Here is a 17,733-nt window from a genome sequence, read left to right on the forward strand (position 1 = left end):
ATACCTAAACAAATAAGCAATTAGCCCGAATAGTACATAGTGATTCAATATAACTAGAGAAAGCGAAGGTGTGCTATGTTCAAGTCAATAAAAACGAGAATCATATTGACAGTAATGATTCTATTCCTCATCGGTGTGACAACAATGACCGCTATTTCCAGTATACAAGTACAAAGCAAAACGGAAAAAAACCTCATTGATCAGAGTGTTGTGCTCGTCGATGAAATGGAAAATTCAATTACGAATTTTTTACAACAATACGAGAAAGCCATCACTCAAATGGCATACTCCAAAACTGTAACGGATTACACCAATGTCGGCAATGAGTCTGGCGACAGCCTTGCTACATTACAGACCGAGTTTACAGAGTTCTTGAATTTATATGACGAATCTTCATTGGTCTATTTTGCACTTCCAACGAAACAAATGATGCTCGTTCCGCATACAGATCTCGGAAATGATTATGACCCGACTAGCTTTGAATGGTATATAGAAGCGGCTGCGAATCCCGAGAATGTCTACTGGACGGAACCGCACATCGACCGCGCGACAGGCGAGTATGTCATCAGTGCCATGAAGGCTGTTCAGAAAAACGGGAATCTTATTGGTGTTATCGGTCTTGATATCCAATTGGATACATTGGCCAAAACCATTTCTGATAGTGATATTGGCTATAATGGCTATCCGGTTCTCTTTGATTCTACAGGGCTTGCAATGGTGCATCCGACATTAGCTGGCGAAAACCTCATTAATCTTCCTTACATAGAAGAAATGTTTATAGGAGACCAAAATAAAGGCGCAATCCATTACACACACGAAGGCAGTGACAGAGTGAATGTATTCGCCACGATTCCTGAATTTGATTGGAAAGTCTCTGCAATTTATTATAAAAAAGATATTAACAAAATTGCAATCGATCTTAGAAATTCAATGATGATTGTAGCAGTTGCGACACTTCTATTATTTTTCATCGTCCTTTACTACATGATCAGTCGGACAATCAAGCCGATTGGCATTTTAAAGTCATTGATGGATTCCGTCTCAAAAGGTGACTTGACAGTCCGTTCAACCATTAAGACAAAAGACGAGATCGGCGAACTAGGCGATAACTTCAATATAATGATTGAGAATATGAATGCGATTATCAAAGTCGTCAACGGCTCTGCGTCGAATGTCAAAGTAAGCTCTGAAAACTTGAGCGCAGTCGCTGAAGAGACGAACGCTTCAGGTGAAGAAGTTGCACGTGCTGTAACTGAAATTGCACACGGAGCTTCAAAATCCGCAGAAGATGCTGATACCGTTACCGAAAGGGCTCATCTACTCGGCCAGCAAATTAACGAAATCACAACGAAAGCGCGCATCATGTCTGACATCGCTACAAAAGCCGGTGAAATGAACACAAACGGTCAAGGTCAAATGCAAGAACTGACCCTATCCTTCAATGACTGGGAAACCAATCTACAGTCCATGTCCGAAGTGATCGGTACACTCGAAAACAAAGTAAAAGCAATCGGCGGTGTGATGGAAACAATCACAGAAGTCTCGGCCCAAACAAATCTACTTGCATTAAACGCAAGCATCGAAGCAGCACGCGCAGGCGAACATGGCAAAGGATTTGCAGTCGTTGCGGATGAAGTAAGGAAACTAGCCGAACAATCTGCCCGTTCAACAGAAGAAGTAAAAGTAACAGTTCAGGAACTACAAACGGAATCTAGACTTGTTTCACAACAAATGAACGAAACACGTGAAAACTTCCAACGTCAAGGAAGCGTCGTCACAGATACGGAGATCACTTTCGGAGAAATTTCAACATTGATGTCTGATATGCAAGATTCGATCGACGCAGTGTATGAAGAGGTCCAGAAAGTAGCAACACACAAAGACGATGTTGCAGAAACGATTCAAACGATGGCTGCCACTTCACAAGAAACAGCCGCAGCTTGCGAAGAAGTAAGTGCGTCAACAGACGAACAACTTCGCGCAATCCAGTCTGTCACGGATGCTGCAGAAACATTGACGGAGTTGAGTGAGGAATTAAGTCAGGCAGTAAACCAGTTTAAAGTGTAAGTAATCCAAAAAGTCGTTCTGGACACAAAAGTGTCCAGAACGACTTTTTATTTTATCTTTCTCTCGTAATTAGACATATACAGATTTTATTGTACATATACATAGGTGAAGGGCTATCTATGTAACTTGATCTAAAAAAACCCTTTAACTCCGCTTCGGCTAACCCAGTAAGGCGCCTTCACTCAGTTTTATTGTGTGTTAGGTGCTAGCTTGTAAACAGATGGAGGTGAAAACCAATGACAACATACGAAGTATTAAGCCTGCTCATTTCGCTATCTGGCGGATGGATTGCTTTTATGTCGGTGTCGTTGTCAGTTATCGTTTTCTTATCAAGAAAGAAGTAAAGGTCCCTTCCGTCGGCGGAAGTATGGACAACGATTACTTCTTCCTTCCCGATCAAATGCTTTTTCTTCCTAACAGCCTATTACAGTCCCTCGTTGTACCATACACAAAATCGTCCCTGATTTTGTCTTACAGTGAATTGTTGTAGGGCTGAGTGCTCAAACACTCAGTCCTTTTTTATTGTATGTTCCTAGTTTCATAATATGATGAATTGTTGTCGGAAGTGCGAGACTTTGTTGCCCGATGTACTTGACCGTCTACAATTCTATTACAATATTTTACCACCCAGTATTTAATCATCTATTCCTAAACATACGAACAAAAAAACCGAAATACACATAGTAATGCCATTATGCTAGAAAGAAAGTGAAGGTGCCATCTATATGTTCAGATCCATCAAAACAAAAATAATTATAACAGTTATGATTCTATTTATATTAGGCGTATCCGTTATGACAGCCATTAGCAGTACACAAGTAAAAAGCACGACCGAAAAAAGTATCAATGATTCCAGCGGCACAATTATTAATGAGACGGGATATTCGATTGAGAACTATCTTGGACAATACGAGAAAGGCCTTACACAACTGTCCACCTCCCAATCAATTACTGAATTCGTTGGTGAAGCCAGCGCAAAAGATGGCATCGATTCCATGGCCTTACTAGAAACGCTTACAAAAGAACTTTCAGGATTTCTAGAATTGTACAGTGACGCGATGACCGTTTATTATTCACACCCGGATAAACATGTTAATGTCCCCTCTGCAGACCTCGGTTCTGATTATGATTCAACAACACGTGAATGGTATACCGTTGCAGTCGCACATCCCAATGAAGTCCAATGGTCAAATCCATATATTGATGAAGCAACTGGAGAATTTGTTATTACAGCTTCAAAAGTTGTCCAATCGGATGGCAAACTACTCGGTGTAGTCGGACTTGATATCCAACTCGCAGCATTAACAGATAAAATTTCTTCAAGTGACATCGGTTATAATGGCTACCCTATTGTATTAGACAAGGAAGGCACAGCTATTGCCCATCCGACATTGCTAGGAGAAAACTTAATGAATCTGCCTTTCATCGCAGAAATGTACCAAGAAGGCAACAACGAAGGCGAGATTCACTATGAATATGAAGGTGTTAAAAACGCCAATATATTCGCCACAATTCCAAAGTTCGGTTGGAAAATTGCAGCTGTCTATAAAGAAAAAGACATCAATGCCGCGGCAAATGACTTACGGATTTCAATGGTAGTTGTCGCTCTTGTCACATTGCTCGTCATATTTGCGGCATTGTATTTCGTTATCAACCATACTATCAAACCGATCAGCAAATTGAAGTCACTCATGAATTCCGTATCCAAAGGTGACTTAACGGTACACTCAGATATCAAAACAAAAGATGAAATCAGTGAACTTGGCGATAACTTCAACATAATGATCGACAATATGAACGCGATTATCACTGTCGTTAACGGCTCTGCTACTAATGTTCGTGCCAGCTCCGAAAGTTTAAGCGCAGTTGCCGAGGAAACGAACGCATCCGGTGAAGAAGTTGCTCATGCAGTAACTGAAATTGCACACGGCGCTTCACAATCTGCTGAAGATGCAGAAATTGTAACAGAAAAAGCTGAATTGCTTGGCCAGCAAATTAACGAAATCACAACGAAAGCACGCATCATGTCTGACATCGCTACAAAAGCTGGTGAAATGAACACAAGCGGTCAAGGTCAAATGCAAGAACTGACAATCTCCTTCAACGATTGGGAGACCAATTTACAGTCCATGTCCGAAGTGATCGGTACACTCGAAAACAAAGTAAAAGCAATCGGCGGAGTGATGGAAACAATCACTGAAATCTCAGCACAAACAAATCTACTTGCATTGAACGCAAGTATTGAGGCGGCTCGCGCAGGCGAACACGGCAAAGGATTTGCGGTCGTCGCAGATGAAGTCCGTAAACTCGCCGAACAATCTGCCCGTTCAACAGAAGAAGTAAAAGTAACAGTCCAGGAACTTCAAACGGAATCCAGGCTCGTCTCACAACAAATGAACGAAACACGCGAAAACTTCCAGCGTCAAGGGACGGTCGTCACCGACACGGAAATTACTTTCGGAGAAATTTCGGCATTGATGTCCGATATACAAGACTCTATCGACGCAGTCTATGAAGAAATTCAGAAGGTAGCGACTCACAAAGATGATGTCGCTGAAACAATCCAGACAATGGCGGCAACTTCACAAGAAACAGCCGCGGCATGTGAAGAAGTAAGTGCCTCAACAGACGAGCAACTTCGCGCAATCCAGTCCGTGACGGATGCTGCCGAAACGTTGACGGAATTGAGCGAGGAATTGAGCATGGCTGTACATCGTTTTAAGGTTTAAGGAAAAGCAAAACCGCTTAGGATGGAATGTCCTAAGCGGTTTTTCCATGTCACACAATTGAAACCTCCTACACACATCACTGCAACGGTACTGACATCTTCAGGTGTTATGCTTTTGCAGGTTCATCAAAAGGAGGAAATTCAGCATATGAGAAAACAAATTGTAACATTAGCAGCAGTAGTGGCATTATCAATCGGGGCGGCAAGTCAAGTAGCTGCATCCAGCATTCATACAGTGGAGGATGGAGATACATTGTGGTCCATTTCAAATGACAATAATGTTAGCGTAGAAGATTTACAAGCGTGGAACGACTTAGATTCTCCTCTTATCTATCCTTCCCAAACTCTTAAAATAGATGATAAAGTGAATACATACGTTGTCGTGAAAGGCGATACACTTTTCAAAATCGCTGAGAGACACAATGTTTCGTTGAGTGAATTAAAAAGTCGGAATGACATTTCAGGTGATGTAATCCATCCCGGCGACCAGTTAGTTTTAGAAGGGTAAGCGTCAAATAGCGCCCACCTGTCTTTCAGGGGGCGCTTATTATATGCTTTATTTAGTTTTATTGGGAACGTGGCAATTTGTCGGCAAGGTCTCCGACCATGGAAGTAGTTGATCTAGCGCCTTTGAATCCTCCAAATCTATTAAAGGAAGCTGTTCAAATACGTGGGTTAAATAAACCAATGGATTTAACTGATTTTCTTTAGCAGTTTCCACAATGCTATAAGCAATTGCGCTTGCTTTTGCACCTTTCATAGATTGAGAGAATAACCAGTTCTTGCGTCCAATTACGAAAGGTTTGATAGCACGTTCGGCCCGGTTATTATCGATTTCCAAACGCCCATCCTGTAGAAACATTGTAAGGCGTGTCCATTGATTTCGGCAATACTTGATGGCCTGCCCTAACGCACTTTTAGGCGCGACGCGCGGACTTTGTGTTTGTAGCCAAGTTGAAAAGGCATCCAGCACAGGCTGACTGCGTTCAAGTCGCTCTTTATAGCGTTCTTCAGGGCTGTGATCCTTTAGCGCGCGTTCAATCGCGAATAATTGGTTACAGAAACGCAGCCCTTCCTCCGCAGCACAAGGAGTTTCCTTATTTTTGGCTTCCGCTGGCAAAGCAGTTAAGGCCTCATCGAATTTTCGACGCGAATGTGCCCAACACCCCACCAATTTCACCTTCGGTATATCATTATACCCTTGGTATCCATCGACGTGCAGATATCCCTTAAAGCCTGAAAGGAAGGCTTTCGGATGTTTGGCTGCCCTTGTTTGTTGGTAATCATACAACACTGCAGCCGATGCATCACGCCCCGTCCGATATAACCACATATAGGACTTGGATGTCGCTGGGCGTCCAGGTTCGGCCAGTACTTGAAGTGTTGTTTCATCCGCATGAATAACATCCTGCATCAATAGATAGGTACGGATATGTTCATAAAGATGGATTAGCCAATGAGTTGCCCCGTACATCATCCAGTTCGCTAAAGTCTGACGTGATAAAGGGACACCTAGACGTTCCAATTGTTTTTCTTGTCGGTAGAGAGGCATACCCTCTACGTATTTTTGATTCATGATATAGGCCATCGCCGAAGGCGAAGCCAAACTACCTGGATACATAGGTGCTGGCATCTTCGCTGTGACAATTGGAGTTTCAGTGCCTTCGCGTTCACAATTTCGGCAGCTGTAGACATGGCGTACATGTTCAACGACCTTCACTTGAGCTGGAATGACTTTTAACTCACGTCGTACTTCTGTACTCATTTCGTGTACTTGTTCACCGCAACACAAACAAGCCTGTTCCTCTTCTGATAAACGATAGTGAATCGTTTCAGTTGGCAGGTTTTCAAGCATCGCCTCGATTTGGCCTGTACGTTTTTTTCGACGATAGGTAATCGATTCAAGCGTTGGTTCCTCTACCTTTTCATCCGCTGTGACTTCAGCTTCATTGAAAAGAGAGAGTGCGAGTTGATCTGGATTGGTTTTTTCACTAGAAGCGCCAAATTTTCGTTGTTGGCTGAGGCGAAATTGTTCTTCTAACCAGTTGAGTTTAGCCTGTAGCGCTTCATTTTGTTTTTCCAACTCCATGTTTTTCGCTGCGAGTTCTTCAATTGTAGATGAGATAACTGCTACTGATTTTTCCATAATAAAAGGAATTCGACATGACTCGACGAATTCCTTTTTTTAAATAATGATTTTTGCAGAAACTTTTGGATGAGCTTGTTTTTGTTCATGTGGTAAGCCATCAAGTAGCCAGTGTAATTGTCGATGGCTAATCGCAAGTGGCTGGGTTGTTTGTCCATCGGGCCACTGGAATAGACCGTTTTCCAACCTTCGGTAGTAAAGCCAAAATCCATTATGATCCCAATGTAGGATTTTCAGTTTGTCGCGCTTTCGATTACAGAAGACAAATAAACTAGGGGAAAACGGATCAAGCTGAAAGCTTTCTTGAACGATGACAGCTAATCCATCGATAGATTTTCGTAAATCAGTACGTCCGCAGGCTAAATACACACAATCAACGGGTGTTTTACTTAACATGCGTTTGAAGTACCTGAAGTACTTCCCCTAAAAGTGTAGGGTTGAACCCCTCTTCAATTTGAATGGAAACAACACCTATCGCAAGTGTCAATTGGGAAGGCATACTTACCTTTGGAGCGATTGTATCAAACGAAACCCACTGCTGGGCTGTAGGTGCAGTATCTACTTTTTGCCATTCCTTTTTAAGCCAAGTATACATACTTGGAACACAGATATTATTTGTAGCACACCAGGCTGTTACGCTAGATTCACCACTCGCTTTAAATGCTTCAATCCGTGCGTGCCACATGGCTCGCCGTTCGTCTCGTGTCATGAAAAAACCTCCTAACATTGTTAATGTGATTATCACATAACACGAAAGGGGTTAGAAGGTGGGGAGTATTTGACGCTTACTTAGAAGGATTAAAAGCGGCTTCAGCGCCGGTACTCTCTAATACAGTAGCAAATGCTCCCACCTCGTCTACAGCAAAAGAAATAACAGTGAAAGCAACGGCGTATACAGCATTTTGTGAAGGATGTTCGGGCGTAACTGCGACAGGAATTGACTTGCGTTCAAATCCCGATGAAAAGGTTATTGCAGTTGATCCTACAGTGATTCCACTCGGTTCACGCGTATGGGTTGAAGGTTATGGCGAGGCCATCGCAGGAGATATCGGCAGTGCTATTAACGGAAAAAGCATTGATGTCTTTATTCCAAATGAACAAGATGCACTTAATTGGGGTAACAAAACGGTTACGATCAAGATACTAAATTGATACGGTTGATAAAAGGTGACCCTCGTGCTCATTTTTTATTTATAGGAGATCTACACCTAAACAATCCGAAATGGTTAGCGAATAATTAAATTCCAAAAGCGAAAAAACGTTGTGAACAAAGATTAAGCAACTTAAAAATCATGGTGAGCCGCACTCTATCAATTCGCGGCTCACCATGATTTCATCTTTTATATTGGGCTGTTACTTCGTAATTAATAGCGTTATCTTTTTTGGCAATATGATAATGACCTGCTGATTCACTTACCCTCCATAAATTCTCCTTTGTTCTTCTTTCTGTTTGCCCTTTAAGTTTATAGGCTTTTTGAACTTTATTATCAAACACATATTCACTCATCTCAACAATGATGGTACTGCCATTGCTGAATCTAACCCTTGTTTCCTTTTTGCCTATGCCGATATATCCATCAATATGGTGCAAGGCAAACCAGATACAATCTTCTTGAGAAGGTGACTTACTTGGTAACCAGTAAAGGTCAAGCCTTTCATTCATGACAATTGGATACATCTTACCTTCTCCTAAAATAAACCTTGCTCCATCACGAGCCCCTTGCAGACTGGAGCCATAATAGCGCAAATTGAAATCAATAAGTGCAGTCGGACCCAATTCTACCTCAACCGGGCCATTGGTCCCTATTATAACGGTGAACAAATTACCATGCTCATCATGCTTTGGTAAAGCCAAAATAGCGTCATACTTTAGTATACAATTAGTTGAATACATCCCACTTCCCCCTTTTGAATTTCTTCTTATGTTTTGTTGCAAAAGGGAGTATACTAACTATAGGTTGGTATACTCCAATCCGTATCCTCGGGTCCGTCTTGTGGGACTATATTGACCCGGGGATTTCCTTTTTGGAATTCAACTTCACACCTCACTCACCTCCTTTACGGCGTAGCCAAGCGGGAAACGTCACAATACTCTTCATGTTGTTCCCTATAAAGTTTTGCTGCTTCTTTCCTAACAATCTCAAGTGGAAAATATATTCGAATAAGGATAACCTATTTTTTCAAACTGATTATTCATCAGTCCTTTTTGTCGATGCTAACATCATTTTTTCGGGAACATAGTAAAATTTCCCCTCGTCTTTTGTCCCATTATATACTAAAATAATAACTTAAGTCCAATAATTCTCAATATTTCAATGCAATAAGATTAGTAGTATATCTTTCAATTTAACATACTTGAATTTCCCCTATAATTATTTTGCAGGTTCACTATGTTAACTAATTGTAATTTGGAAGCCTCTTACCATTTGATACGTATTCATAAAAGTTATATCAAATTCTTTCAAGCTGAATAAAACTGTAGTGTATTTCATTATGCTGGCACCTATTTTCAAGAAATCCCTTAAACATCAATGAAACTTTTTTTATCCAAGTTTCGTAGATTAGTAGAAGTGGATTAGTATGAGGAGGCATTATGGAAGAAAAAACGATTGTTCATACATATGAGGAACCGAAAATGGAACCATTCTGGTGGATTTTTCATTTAATTGTAATTACTATCGGTGCTCTATTCGGTATCGCTCTTGCTGTGGTACCCATTGTGCTTTATATGACGTATCAAATAATCTGGCTGTTAATACTGTTCATCTTAATCCCGTTAGGTTTTTGGATTGCCAGAGGTTGCCTTCGCAATTTAAAAAGGCTATCTTGGCACAATAATCACTTGTCTACCTTTACATTGTTCAACAATAAAATTGAATCAGTAGAATGGACTGAAGCCTATAGTAAATTGCCAATTCAACAAGTGATACTGTTTTCTTCTCTGACATCGGTCATCGCTTCTTCTTATATTATCAGGCAAACTATTAACACAGTTGGTTTGGGAAGAGTGATTTCCGAAACTGGTCCGATCTTGTATATTCGCTATTTAAAAGACGGTCAACAGAAAGTGTTAAATCTTCCGTTTGCAAACCACGGGGATAACAGTATGAATGTCTGGCTCCGCCATTTCCAAGATCGGCAAATACCGATTCAGTATACAGCGCGCCAGATTTATAGGAACGATACACAATTCCTAAACGACGAACAACGACTGGACTATTTCGAGTCTAGCGAAGAGCTAATTGACTTCCCGTTTTCAGGCACTTGGCTTACCGCCGAACCGAAGATTTGGACAAAATGGAAGGATAAAGAGGTAAAACTACGTGCGGAAGAAGAAGCTAAAGATCCCGAACTTAAAAAAGCAAGGCAGAAACATACTTTTAAGACTTGGATTCTTACCATTTGGCTTGTTTCCATGCTGATGTTTTTGGCTGTATTTTGTCTGAAAAAGCTTGGACAGACTATACCCTTTCTGGTAGACAGCATGATTCCCGGCCTGTTCATTTTCACTTTGGGCGCTTTTCTATTCTTCTATTGCCTGCGAAGTTATTTACGCTGGTTTTACATGATCACCTTTTCGCTTATGGTCATTATTTTAGGGTTCTCATGGACCATCCTTTCAGTTAGCGAGACAGGTGTCGATGCACCGACAAACTTAACTCTCTTTGGGGCATCCGTCCTCTTCCCCTTGTTGGTATGGATACCCTACTTCATCGTTAAAAAATCGACTAAACAAACAGCCAGCAAGCAAGAGACGATTTAATTGGATACAACACAGCCGATATCCTGCCCATGGATACCGGCTTTTTTTGTTATCATTTTTTCTCCTGTGAACAACTTAAAGGTTTCAGTAAATAGCTCCTATCCCATACCTAAGTATATAAGTGAGCTTACATTGTTCATCATTACTACCTCAAGGTTACATGTAGGACTCTAACATCAATCACTTTTGTTAAATTCCTGCATGCGCTTAAGAACTTTTAAAATGATTTTGCACCGCTTCATCATCGGCTACTGCTAATGCCAACGGATACCATTGCACAACCATCATTAAACAGTATAGGCAAAAAGCACCTGGGCAAAATACAAAAAAATTCATCCTACTGAAGAACAGGATATAACAGTTTTTCCAAGGAACTGAATTCAAGCTTTAATACATTCATTTCACCATTCAGTCTCTCGATTTCAAGTACTGAAAGGTGCTGGTCCAAAGCATATTCAGCGATCCTTTTCATTTCATGAAGTTTTACGTCCATCTCATCCAAGATTTGAATCCGTTCCTTAGTCCATTGCAACTGTTGTTCCAGAGATTTCTTGTGTTCTTGTTGGTCCTGATTCATGTTGCTTCCTCCTCGTCAACAGCTTCTTAACACATGGCATATAAACCAATCAAACACTACATAAACGATGGTGGCAAGTTTACGACGAGCCATCCAGCGACAATGCAACTGAATAGTTAAAATTACTTGGAAGTGGTTTCCACCACCACAGTCACTACTATTTTCACGTTTGCATGAGTGGGTGACGCGCTCGAATTCCTCTATAGTTTATATCGGCTCGGGAAGGAATGTTTCAAACGGCTTTAGTAGTATAAGACTTTGCGTTCTTACCTTTTGGTGGAGTTTATAATGAGCGAGTATGACGAATTTTGTCCGTATTTCTGTGGCGAGTTGTTAGGGGATGGCAGCATTACAAAGCAGAAAAGAAGAAAACCGCAATTTCAATTTGTGCATCGAGTAGAAGACCTAGAATGGGCGAATCATTGCTATAAACTGTTGAAAAATCATATACCACTGACTCCCCCTACTTATCGCAAACTAACTCATTCTAGGCTTAAATAGGTTCCATTTGGTTTTATCAATATGTATCCGGATGAAAGAGCAATTGCTTGGTGCTGTCAGGATGATGGTCATTTAAATACAGTAATTGTATGAGTACTTGGTACTCGAACTATTTATGTACTCCATTCAACGAGACACGGTGCCCCCACCCCAAATTGAACGCCCCCCTGTGTGCCCTGTTTGGCTGTGCACTTCTTCATCTACAAGTTGAATTCTTCCAGGTTCTTCATGATGATGCCATTCATAGCCTTCTGGTGTCACCGACGATTTCAGATTCTCAACAGCCTGTTCATCAAACCCCAGGTCAGCCGCAATTGTAGGATCACCTTGAATAGCTTCATACAATTCCATATTCGCGATTCCAATGTGAACCGTATCCGACATTTGGTATGTATCTTCAGGCAACTTAACGTCAAAAGCGGAATGAAACTCAGGAAAGACTCCCGTATAAACCCCGTTTGTATCGGTTTCATAAACTTGTCTTTCAAATTCCACACCTGTCACGGCATGTGAAGAACCTTCCAAATGCGCGTTACGCGTATCTAATTCTTCCGCATGAGCATGAGCAATATCCGTATCAGTCACAAAATCCAATACACCGATACCAACTATAGCCACTACACTCACTTTCCCGACATTTTTCAACCCTTCCACCACTTGCTCACGATCTTGTGCAACCACTCCTTGAACTGTCTGTCCAATACTTTTACCCGTATACACCACGCCACCAATCATTCCTTTTGCCGTTTTGGATGACGCCTCTTTCACATCATGCCAACCTTCTTCAGCCTTCGAACCATCCTTTGCGACAACACCATAGATTCCAGTTGCTGCCCCATCCGCAAATTGACTTGTATTCGTAATGACGGTCCTCGATGAATGAACAACCGTGTCGCCCACTTCTTTCATGTAAGCCCCTGCATTCGGAAACGTGGCCCCGACGATTGAACTTGCGATGTTCACGCCACTTTCCACTACACCTCCGCCAATTACATTAACCCCACGTCCGACATTCCGGAAGAATTCCATAGTTCCATCCCCTTATTCACAGTTTTTTTTATTTGGAGGTAATTATATCCTTATACCTATGATTTTAACATATCTTTTGGTAGATAAATAGAACTAACGGATTGAATTAATTGGATCCATAAAATATAAAAAAATCCGCTCTGTTAGCAATTAAGCCCGAGCAGATTTATTAAAAAGTTATAAGTAAAGCATGGAGATGCATTACTATCCAAATAAGTACTTCCCAATCTTGTCCAATGGCTATTCATCGAAGGGTTTGCGCTTGCTGAATGTGCTGAGTGAATTGGCATTACGGTTGCAGGGGATAAAAAACGGAGGGGGCGGCTGCTCATGAAATAGAGAGGTGAATTAGTGTAAGAAAAGTGGAAGGAGCCGCTCAGCTCCGACAGGCATAAGACGGACCAACGTCGCGGTGAACCTCCCCAAAAATTATCAAAAAAACTTTTTTCATACCAATGTATCCTTTACCCCGATTTTCTTCTATATAAAGAATAAAAGGGGATACTTTCAATGAAAACGTACCTAACAGAACACGCACACTTCACAAACACAAACGACCTTGACGAAGCAACTCTGCAACATGCACACGCGCATTGGAATTCGATGAACCAAACCGAGCGGGCTGTTCTCGATATGATTCGCCGCTACTCAGTAAAATACGGCGCTGCCCACCTGAAACACGAAACCATCGAAAAGGCCATCAAGAAATCTAACGCAACCGTACGACGCGCCATCCGTAAACTAGAAAAGCTTGAAATCATCGAACGCATTCACTTTATCCGTCCCGTCATGAGCGGGCTTGGCGCCAATATTTATGTCATTAAGCCTTTTCATGATCAGTCGAAAATGAACAGGCCGGAAGAGGATGAAAACCCTACTGACAGTAAGCCGCAACCTACTATTTCGCAACCCGAAGCCTTACTTTCTAAAGCTATAACTACTAAAGATCTTAAAAAAACGTCTCCTGCGGAAGTATTGCCTACAACGCTTTTCAGCAAAATGAAATCTTTACTTTCTTCAACAATCGGAGAAAGTAAATTGGCACGCAACTTCTATGGCGTCTATCGCCACCAGTCCCTGCAAATGCTGAAATTTAGCATTCATGCGGATAAAGGCGAGCTCTTTGAAGTATTAGCACTCCAGGCACTGCGGATTTCTGTGCAGGCAACCAAACTGAAAAAGATCCGGAATCTTCCTGGCTATTATTCAGGTGTCTTGCGCGAACTCATCGACGAGGCGTTATTCAGCGAGGCTTTCATGGATTATGATGTGGCCGTTGAGGAATTTTTCTATCGATGAAATCTAAAACCGTACCTGCGCAAGATACAAGGCGGTGCAAAATGCACCATCGATGACGGCAACATCCGCCCAAGAGGAAGTGCAGATTGCCCCCTCTACAGAGGGCAAAATGCCCCTAGCAATAACCTAAAAGAATAAGAGTATTAAAAAAGAGATTGTCGAGAACGATCTCGACGTTGTGTCTGTCATTGATTATTTAAATGCCTTGGCTTGCAAGAATCTAAAGCGTCTTCGAAGGCGACTGCATGATTGGAGAAGGGGCGTTTCACAGAAAGTAGATTGAATTCCTTTGCAGATGGAAAGAATAATGCAAGTGAGTGTCGAAGGGGCTTAGAAGATATGAACAGCGAAGAAAAGGTATACGAGACATTGTCTTTAGGCATTTATCACCGGTTTAGAGAGGAAGATATACAAGAAAAACGTAAGAGGAAAAAGGCTGGTATCCTTCCTAGTGCGGAGAACCCATTATTGTTTGAGACCTTTGTAGCTAACGTCATGGAAAACGTGCTGGGTGGAAGAGCGAAGGTCACTCCGTCGCCGGGTGACTTTGGTGTCGACATCGTCCATACCCTTCCAAACCGTGACATTTATCTTGCACAGGTTAAATGCTACAAACCAGAAAATAATATAGACTATGATCCTTTAGTTGTATTGCAATCCAATATAGTGACGCGTAAAGCACAAGGAGCTTTTTTCGTTTCAACCAACAACTATTCACCCCAAGCTGAAAGTTTCGCGGCAGAACAAGGGATTGAATTGATTAACGGCTATGACCTATCACAGTATTGGTTAGGCGTCAAAATGGGGTGGATAGACACCCATTCAAAAGGACTAATGGATCATCTTCTAAATGGTCGGGACTCGATGAATGAAAGATTTTCCAAGCACTTTCAGTAATGATGAGAAGTTCGTGATGTGGGATTGAATGTGTTGGTGCCTCTGAGCCAAAGCAAGTGACTAGTTACACAACCATTGTATTTTTTCAGAATTACTCAGGGTAGTGAGACATTTGTTCAATGTTGATTAGCACCAAATATTCACCTCATATACTCTTCCACCAATTCATAGCAACGTTCCTCTGTTAGGGTTGCCATGGTGCCTATGTAGGCAAGAGGTTCTGCGCTGCCGCCTGCAAATTTGGCGCCTTCTGCATTTGCGGTACGGTCGCGGTAGGCAATCCATGCACGTTGTTTTTTCCGTAGGGCGTTCATTTCACTCTCTGAGAGTTGAGTTTTTAGGACTCCGTAAATCTCATTGAGTGCATCGTCCCAGCGTTCGTATCTCTCGGATTCAGCTTCAATCAATTCTGAGGTGACGCCGTCTTTGGTTAGATACTCGAGATCCGACAAGCTAGCTTCGATTTGGTGAAGTTTTTGAAAATATTTATCTCTTTTACCAGAGGGTGTCTGTCTTTTCTTTTCAGCGGCGACTTGTTGCTTCTTCTTTGCATCACTCAAATACCACTGTAGGCCAGTCTATAAATGCTACGATATTTATGTACAAATGCGCTAACTTAAAAATGTACACTTTTGCCTCATTTTCTAGCATACTAATCATGAGGTGATTGGTATGTACATAACGCTAGATGTTCAAACGGATTTTGAAATCAATAGTCTTTCAGACTTAACAAAATTCAAACAGTTAATGGAGAATCTAAAAATGAAAATTAACAAAAGCCAATTGGCAAGGGAAATGGGTATAGATCGGCGGACGGTTGATAAATACCTAAGTGGATTTACACCAAAAGAAACAAAAGAGAAAATAGCGATTTTAGATGAATACTACGAAATAATTGCAGCACTTTTATCTGAGGACTCGAAGCAAGTCTTTTATTACCGACGCGTACTTTGGCAATACCTAACGGACAATCATGGGTTAAAATGTGCTCAATCTACTTTTCGTCGTTATATTTCAAAAAAGCCAGAGTTCGCTGCCTATTTCACAGAGCAGGTGCGCGTGCCTTCACCTAAAGGGACGACAAGATTTGAAACACCGCCTGGCCAACAAGCACAATTCGATTGGAAAGAAAGTATTCCATTCGAAACAAGTGATGGAGAAAAAATAGAGGTAAATGTAGGAGCGCTTGTGTTAGGGTATTCACGTTTCCGCGTATTCACTCTTACATTACGAAAAACACAAGATGTTTTATTCTCCTTTTTGACGGAGGCATTTGAAAAAATAGGAGGTGTTCCGAAGGAAATCGTAACTGATAATCCAAAAACGATTATGGATGTGCCACGAAGAGAAGATAATCCAGGGAAAGTAAATAGCCGGTTCGCTGCTTTTGCGAAGGACTTTGATTTCAAGGTTAGGCCGTGTATTGCAGGTCGTCCCCGTACGAAAGGGAAAGTAGAAACTCAAATGAAATTTATAGATGAAATTCATGCCTATCAAGGTCAGCTGACCTTGAACGAACTCTATCAATTCATTGAAAAGTTGATGAATCGAGTCAATCAATCCTTTCATCAAGGTTCAGGGAAAATCCCAGCATTTGCGTTAGAAAAAGAAAAGAGTTCCCTTCTTCCGCTACCAGCAGAAAAAATAAGGAACTCTTACCGTATCAAGCATCAGCTTGTACAGGTGAATACATCAAGTATGATCTCCTACAAAGCCAACCAGTATTCAGTGCCCACTAAGTACATCGGCCAAAAGGTAGGGATACAAGTACTAGATGATCAATTATGGATTTATTATAACATGGAGTGCATTGCGCGCCACCCTATATCGAATCGGAAATTAAATATTCGTCCTTCAGATTATAAAGAAACGCTGCAAATATCAGCTCCCCATTATCCAGACATTGAGGCTTTAGCTAAAAACAATCTAAAAGCCATTGGAGAGGTGTATGACGCATGATGCAGCAAACAAATTATCAACAGCTTCTGAAGAACTTGGAGTATTTGAAACTGAAACAAATGGTAACGTATTTAGACGAAGTCATCGACTTCGGTATCCACAATCAGCTGTCATTTATCGATACATTAATTAAACTGACAAACTATGAAATCGATTTACGTGAAAAAAACATGGTTCACGCGATGGTAAAAGTGGGTGCATTTCCAAATTTAAAAGAGGTAAAGGATTTTGATTTTGAATTCCAACCCTCGCTAAATCCACAGCAAATTCAAGATTTTCTTACGCTACGTTTTATTGAAGGGAACGAAAACATCGTATTTCTGGGACCTAGTGGAGTCGGAAAAACATTTTTGGCTTCAGCGATTGGCATCGCAGCCGCTAAAAAACGTACTAGCACTTACTTTATTAAATGTCATGACTTGATTCAGAACCTGAAGCGGGCCCGCTTAGAAAACCGTTTAGAAAGCCGCTTGAAACACTACACAAAGTATAAGTTACTCATAATCGATGAGATAGGCTATTTACCGATTGATGCGGAGGATGCAAAACTATTCTTCCAGCTGATAGATATGCGTTATGAAAAACGTAGCACAATCTTTACTACTAATGTTAACTTCAAATCCTGGGACGAGGTATTTCAGGAAACCAAGTTAGCAAATGCGATATTAGATCGTATTTTACATCACGCAACGGTGGTTACCATCGTTGGAAATTCTTATCGTTTGAAAGATCATCTAGCTCCAGAAGGTGAGTGATTTTGTACATCA

15 protein-coding genes and 1 pseudogene are annotated in these 17,733 nt (G+C 41.3%); 9 read left to right on the forward strand and 7 right to left on the reverse strand.

Annotated elements, in window-relative coordinates; genetic code table 11:
- The first annotated feature begins 114 nt into the window (after positions 1 to 114).
- From MKZ11_RS23095 to MKZ11_RS23105, 3 genes are all read left to right on the forward strand, one after another.
- Positions 115 to 2,067 carry a methyl-accepting chemotaxis protein gene (locus MKZ11_RS23095; protein ID WP_340797098.1) on the forward strand — a complete coding sequence of 651 codons (1,953 nt, stop codon included), beginning with the start codon at positions 115 to 117 and terminating at the stop codon, positions 2,065 to 2,067.
- A gap of 725 nt (positions 2,068 to 2,792) precedes the next feature.
- On the forward strand, positions 2,793 to 4,796 hold the full coding sequence (locus tag MKZ11_RS23100; RefSeq protein WP_340796689.1) for a methyl-accepting chemotaxis protein: 2,004 nt from the start codon (positions 2,793 to 2,795) through the stop codon (positions 4,794 to 4,796).
- Between the two features lie 147 nt (positions 4,797 to 4,943).
- On the forward strand, positions 4,944 to 5,303 hold the full coding sequence (locus MKZ11_RS23105) for a LysM peptidoglycan-binding domain-containing protein (protein WP_340796690.1): 360 nt from the start codon (positions 4,944 to 4,946) through the stop codon (positions 5,301 to 5,303).
- Between the two features lie 48 nt (positions 5,304 to 5,351).
- On the opposite strand, the gene tnpC is transcribed toward MKZ11_RS23105, so the two are convergent.
- The 3 genes from tnpC to tnpA are packed head-to-tail and all read right to left on the reverse strand — an operon-like array spanning position 5,352 to position 7,650.
- Positions 5,352 to 6,953: an IS66 family transposase gene (gene tnpC, locus MKZ11_RS23110; protein ID WP_445327036.1), complete on the reverse strand. Its 1,602-nt coding sequence runs from the start codon at positions 6,951 to 6,953 to the stop codon at positions 5,352 to 5,354.
- Positions 6,954 to 6,980: 27 nt separating this feature from the next.
- Positions 6,981 to 7,337 (reverse strand): IS66 family insertion sequence element accessory protein TnpB, encoded by a 357-nt coding sequence (tnpB, locus tag MKZ11_RS23115; protein ID WP_340793818.1) that lies wholly within the window; start codon positions 7,335 to 7,337, stop codon positions 6,981 to 6,983.
- The gene (gene tnpA, locus MKZ11_RS23120) at positions 7,327 to 7,650 is read right to left on the reverse strand and encodes an IS66 family insertion sequence element accessory protein TnpA (RefSeq protein WP_340793820.1); all 324 of its coding nucleotides are present in this window, start codon (positions 7,648 to 7,650) and stop codon (positions 7,327 to 7,329) included. The genes tnpB and tnpA overlap by 11 nt, the downstream gene beginning before the upstream one ends.
- 164 nt (positions 7,651 to 7,814) lie before the next feature.
- On the opposite strand from tnpA, the pseudogene MKZ11_RS23125 reads away from it, so the two are divergent.
- Positions 7,815 to 8,093: pseudogene (locus MKZ11_RS23125) on the forward strand (3D domain-containing protein); the annotation flags it as partial.
- Positions 8,094 to 8,274: 181 nt separating this feature from the next.
- Here MKZ11_RS23125 and MKZ11_RS23130 read toward each other — a convergent pair.
- A complete protein-coding gene (locus MKZ11_RS23130; RefSeq protein WP_340796691.1) occupies positions 8,275 to 8,835 on the reverse strand; it encodes a competence protein ComK in 561 nt (186 codons plus the stop codon).
- A 699-nt stretch (positions 8,836 to 9,534) separates the two neighbouring features.
- Between MKZ11_RS23130 and MKZ11_RS23135 the strand changes: the two genes are divergently transcribed.
- A complete protein-coding gene (locus MKZ11_RS23135) occupies positions 9,535 to 10,704 on the forward strand; it encodes a hypothetical protein (protein WP_340796692.1) in 1,170 nt (389 codons plus the stop codon).
- Between the two features lie 337 nt (positions 10,705 to 11,041).
- Here the strand turns inward: MKZ11_RS23135 and MKZ11_RS23140 are convergent, their stop codons facing one another.
- Both MKZ11_RS23140 and MKZ11_RS23145 read right to left on the reverse strand, forming a co-directional pair.
- A complete protein-coding gene (locus MKZ11_RS23140) occupies positions 11,042 to 11,281 on the reverse strand; it encodes a hypothetical protein (protein ID WP_340796693.1) in 240 nt (79 codons plus the stop codon).
- A gap of 627 nt (positions 11,282 to 11,908) precedes the next feature.
- Positions 11,909 to 12,811, reverse strand: a complete 903-nt coding sequence (locus MKZ11_RS23145) for an HNH endonuclease (RefSeq protein WP_340796694.1) — start codon at positions 12,809 to 12,811, stop codon at positions 11,909 to 11,911.
- Between the two features lie 510 nt (positions 12,812 to 13,321).
- Between MKZ11_RS23145 and MKZ11_RS23150 the strand changes: the two genes are divergently transcribed.
- Positions 13,322 to 14,110 carry a helix-turn-helix domain-containing protein gene (locus MKZ11_RS23150; protein WP_340796695.1) on the forward strand — a complete coding sequence of 263 codons (789 nt, stop codon included), beginning with the start codon at positions 13,322 to 13,324 and terminating at the stop codon, positions 14,108 to 14,110.
- Between the two features lie 339 nt (positions 14,111 to 14,449).
- Positions 14,450 to 15,007, forward strand: coding sequence for a restriction endonuclease (locus MKZ11_RS23155; protein ID WP_340796696.1), 558 nt, complete (start codon positions 14,450 to 14,452; stop codon positions 15,005 to 15,007).
- Between the two features lie 140 nt (positions 15,008 to 15,147).
- Here the strand turns inward: MKZ11_RS23155 and MKZ11_RS23160 are convergent, their stop codons facing one another.
- Entirely contained in the window at positions 15,148 to 15,567 is a 420-nt protein-coding gene (locus MKZ11_RS23160) for a lysozyme inhibitor LprI family protein (RefSeq protein WP_340796697.1), read from the reverse strand.
- 112 nt (positions 15,568 to 15,679) lie between these two features.
- On the opposite strand from MKZ11_RS23160, the gene istA reads away from it, so the two are divergent.
- Together istA and istB are read left to right on the forward strand one after the other, a co-directional pair.
- Complete coding sequence (istA, locus tag MKZ11_RS23165; protein ID WP_340792502.1) at positions 15,680 to 16,966, forward strand: IS21 family transposase; 1,287 nt, start codon at positions 15,680 to 15,682, stop codon at positions 16,964 to 16,966.
- A complete protein-coding gene (gene istB / locus MKZ11_RS23170; RefSeq protein ID WP_340792503.1) occupies positions 16,963 to 17,721 on the forward strand; it encodes an IS21-like element helper ATPase IstB in 759 nt (252 codons plus the stop codon). Before istA ends, istB begins: the two co-directional genes overlap by 4 nt.
- Positions 17,722 to 17,733 lie beyond the last annotated feature (12 nt).

It is taken from the genome of Sporosarcina sp. FSL K6-1508 (assembly GCF_038007465.1).
In the GTDB taxonomy this organism is placed as follows: domain Bacteria; phylum Bacillota; class Bacilli; order Bacillales_A; family Planococcaceae; genus Sporosarcina; species Sporosarcina psychrophila_B.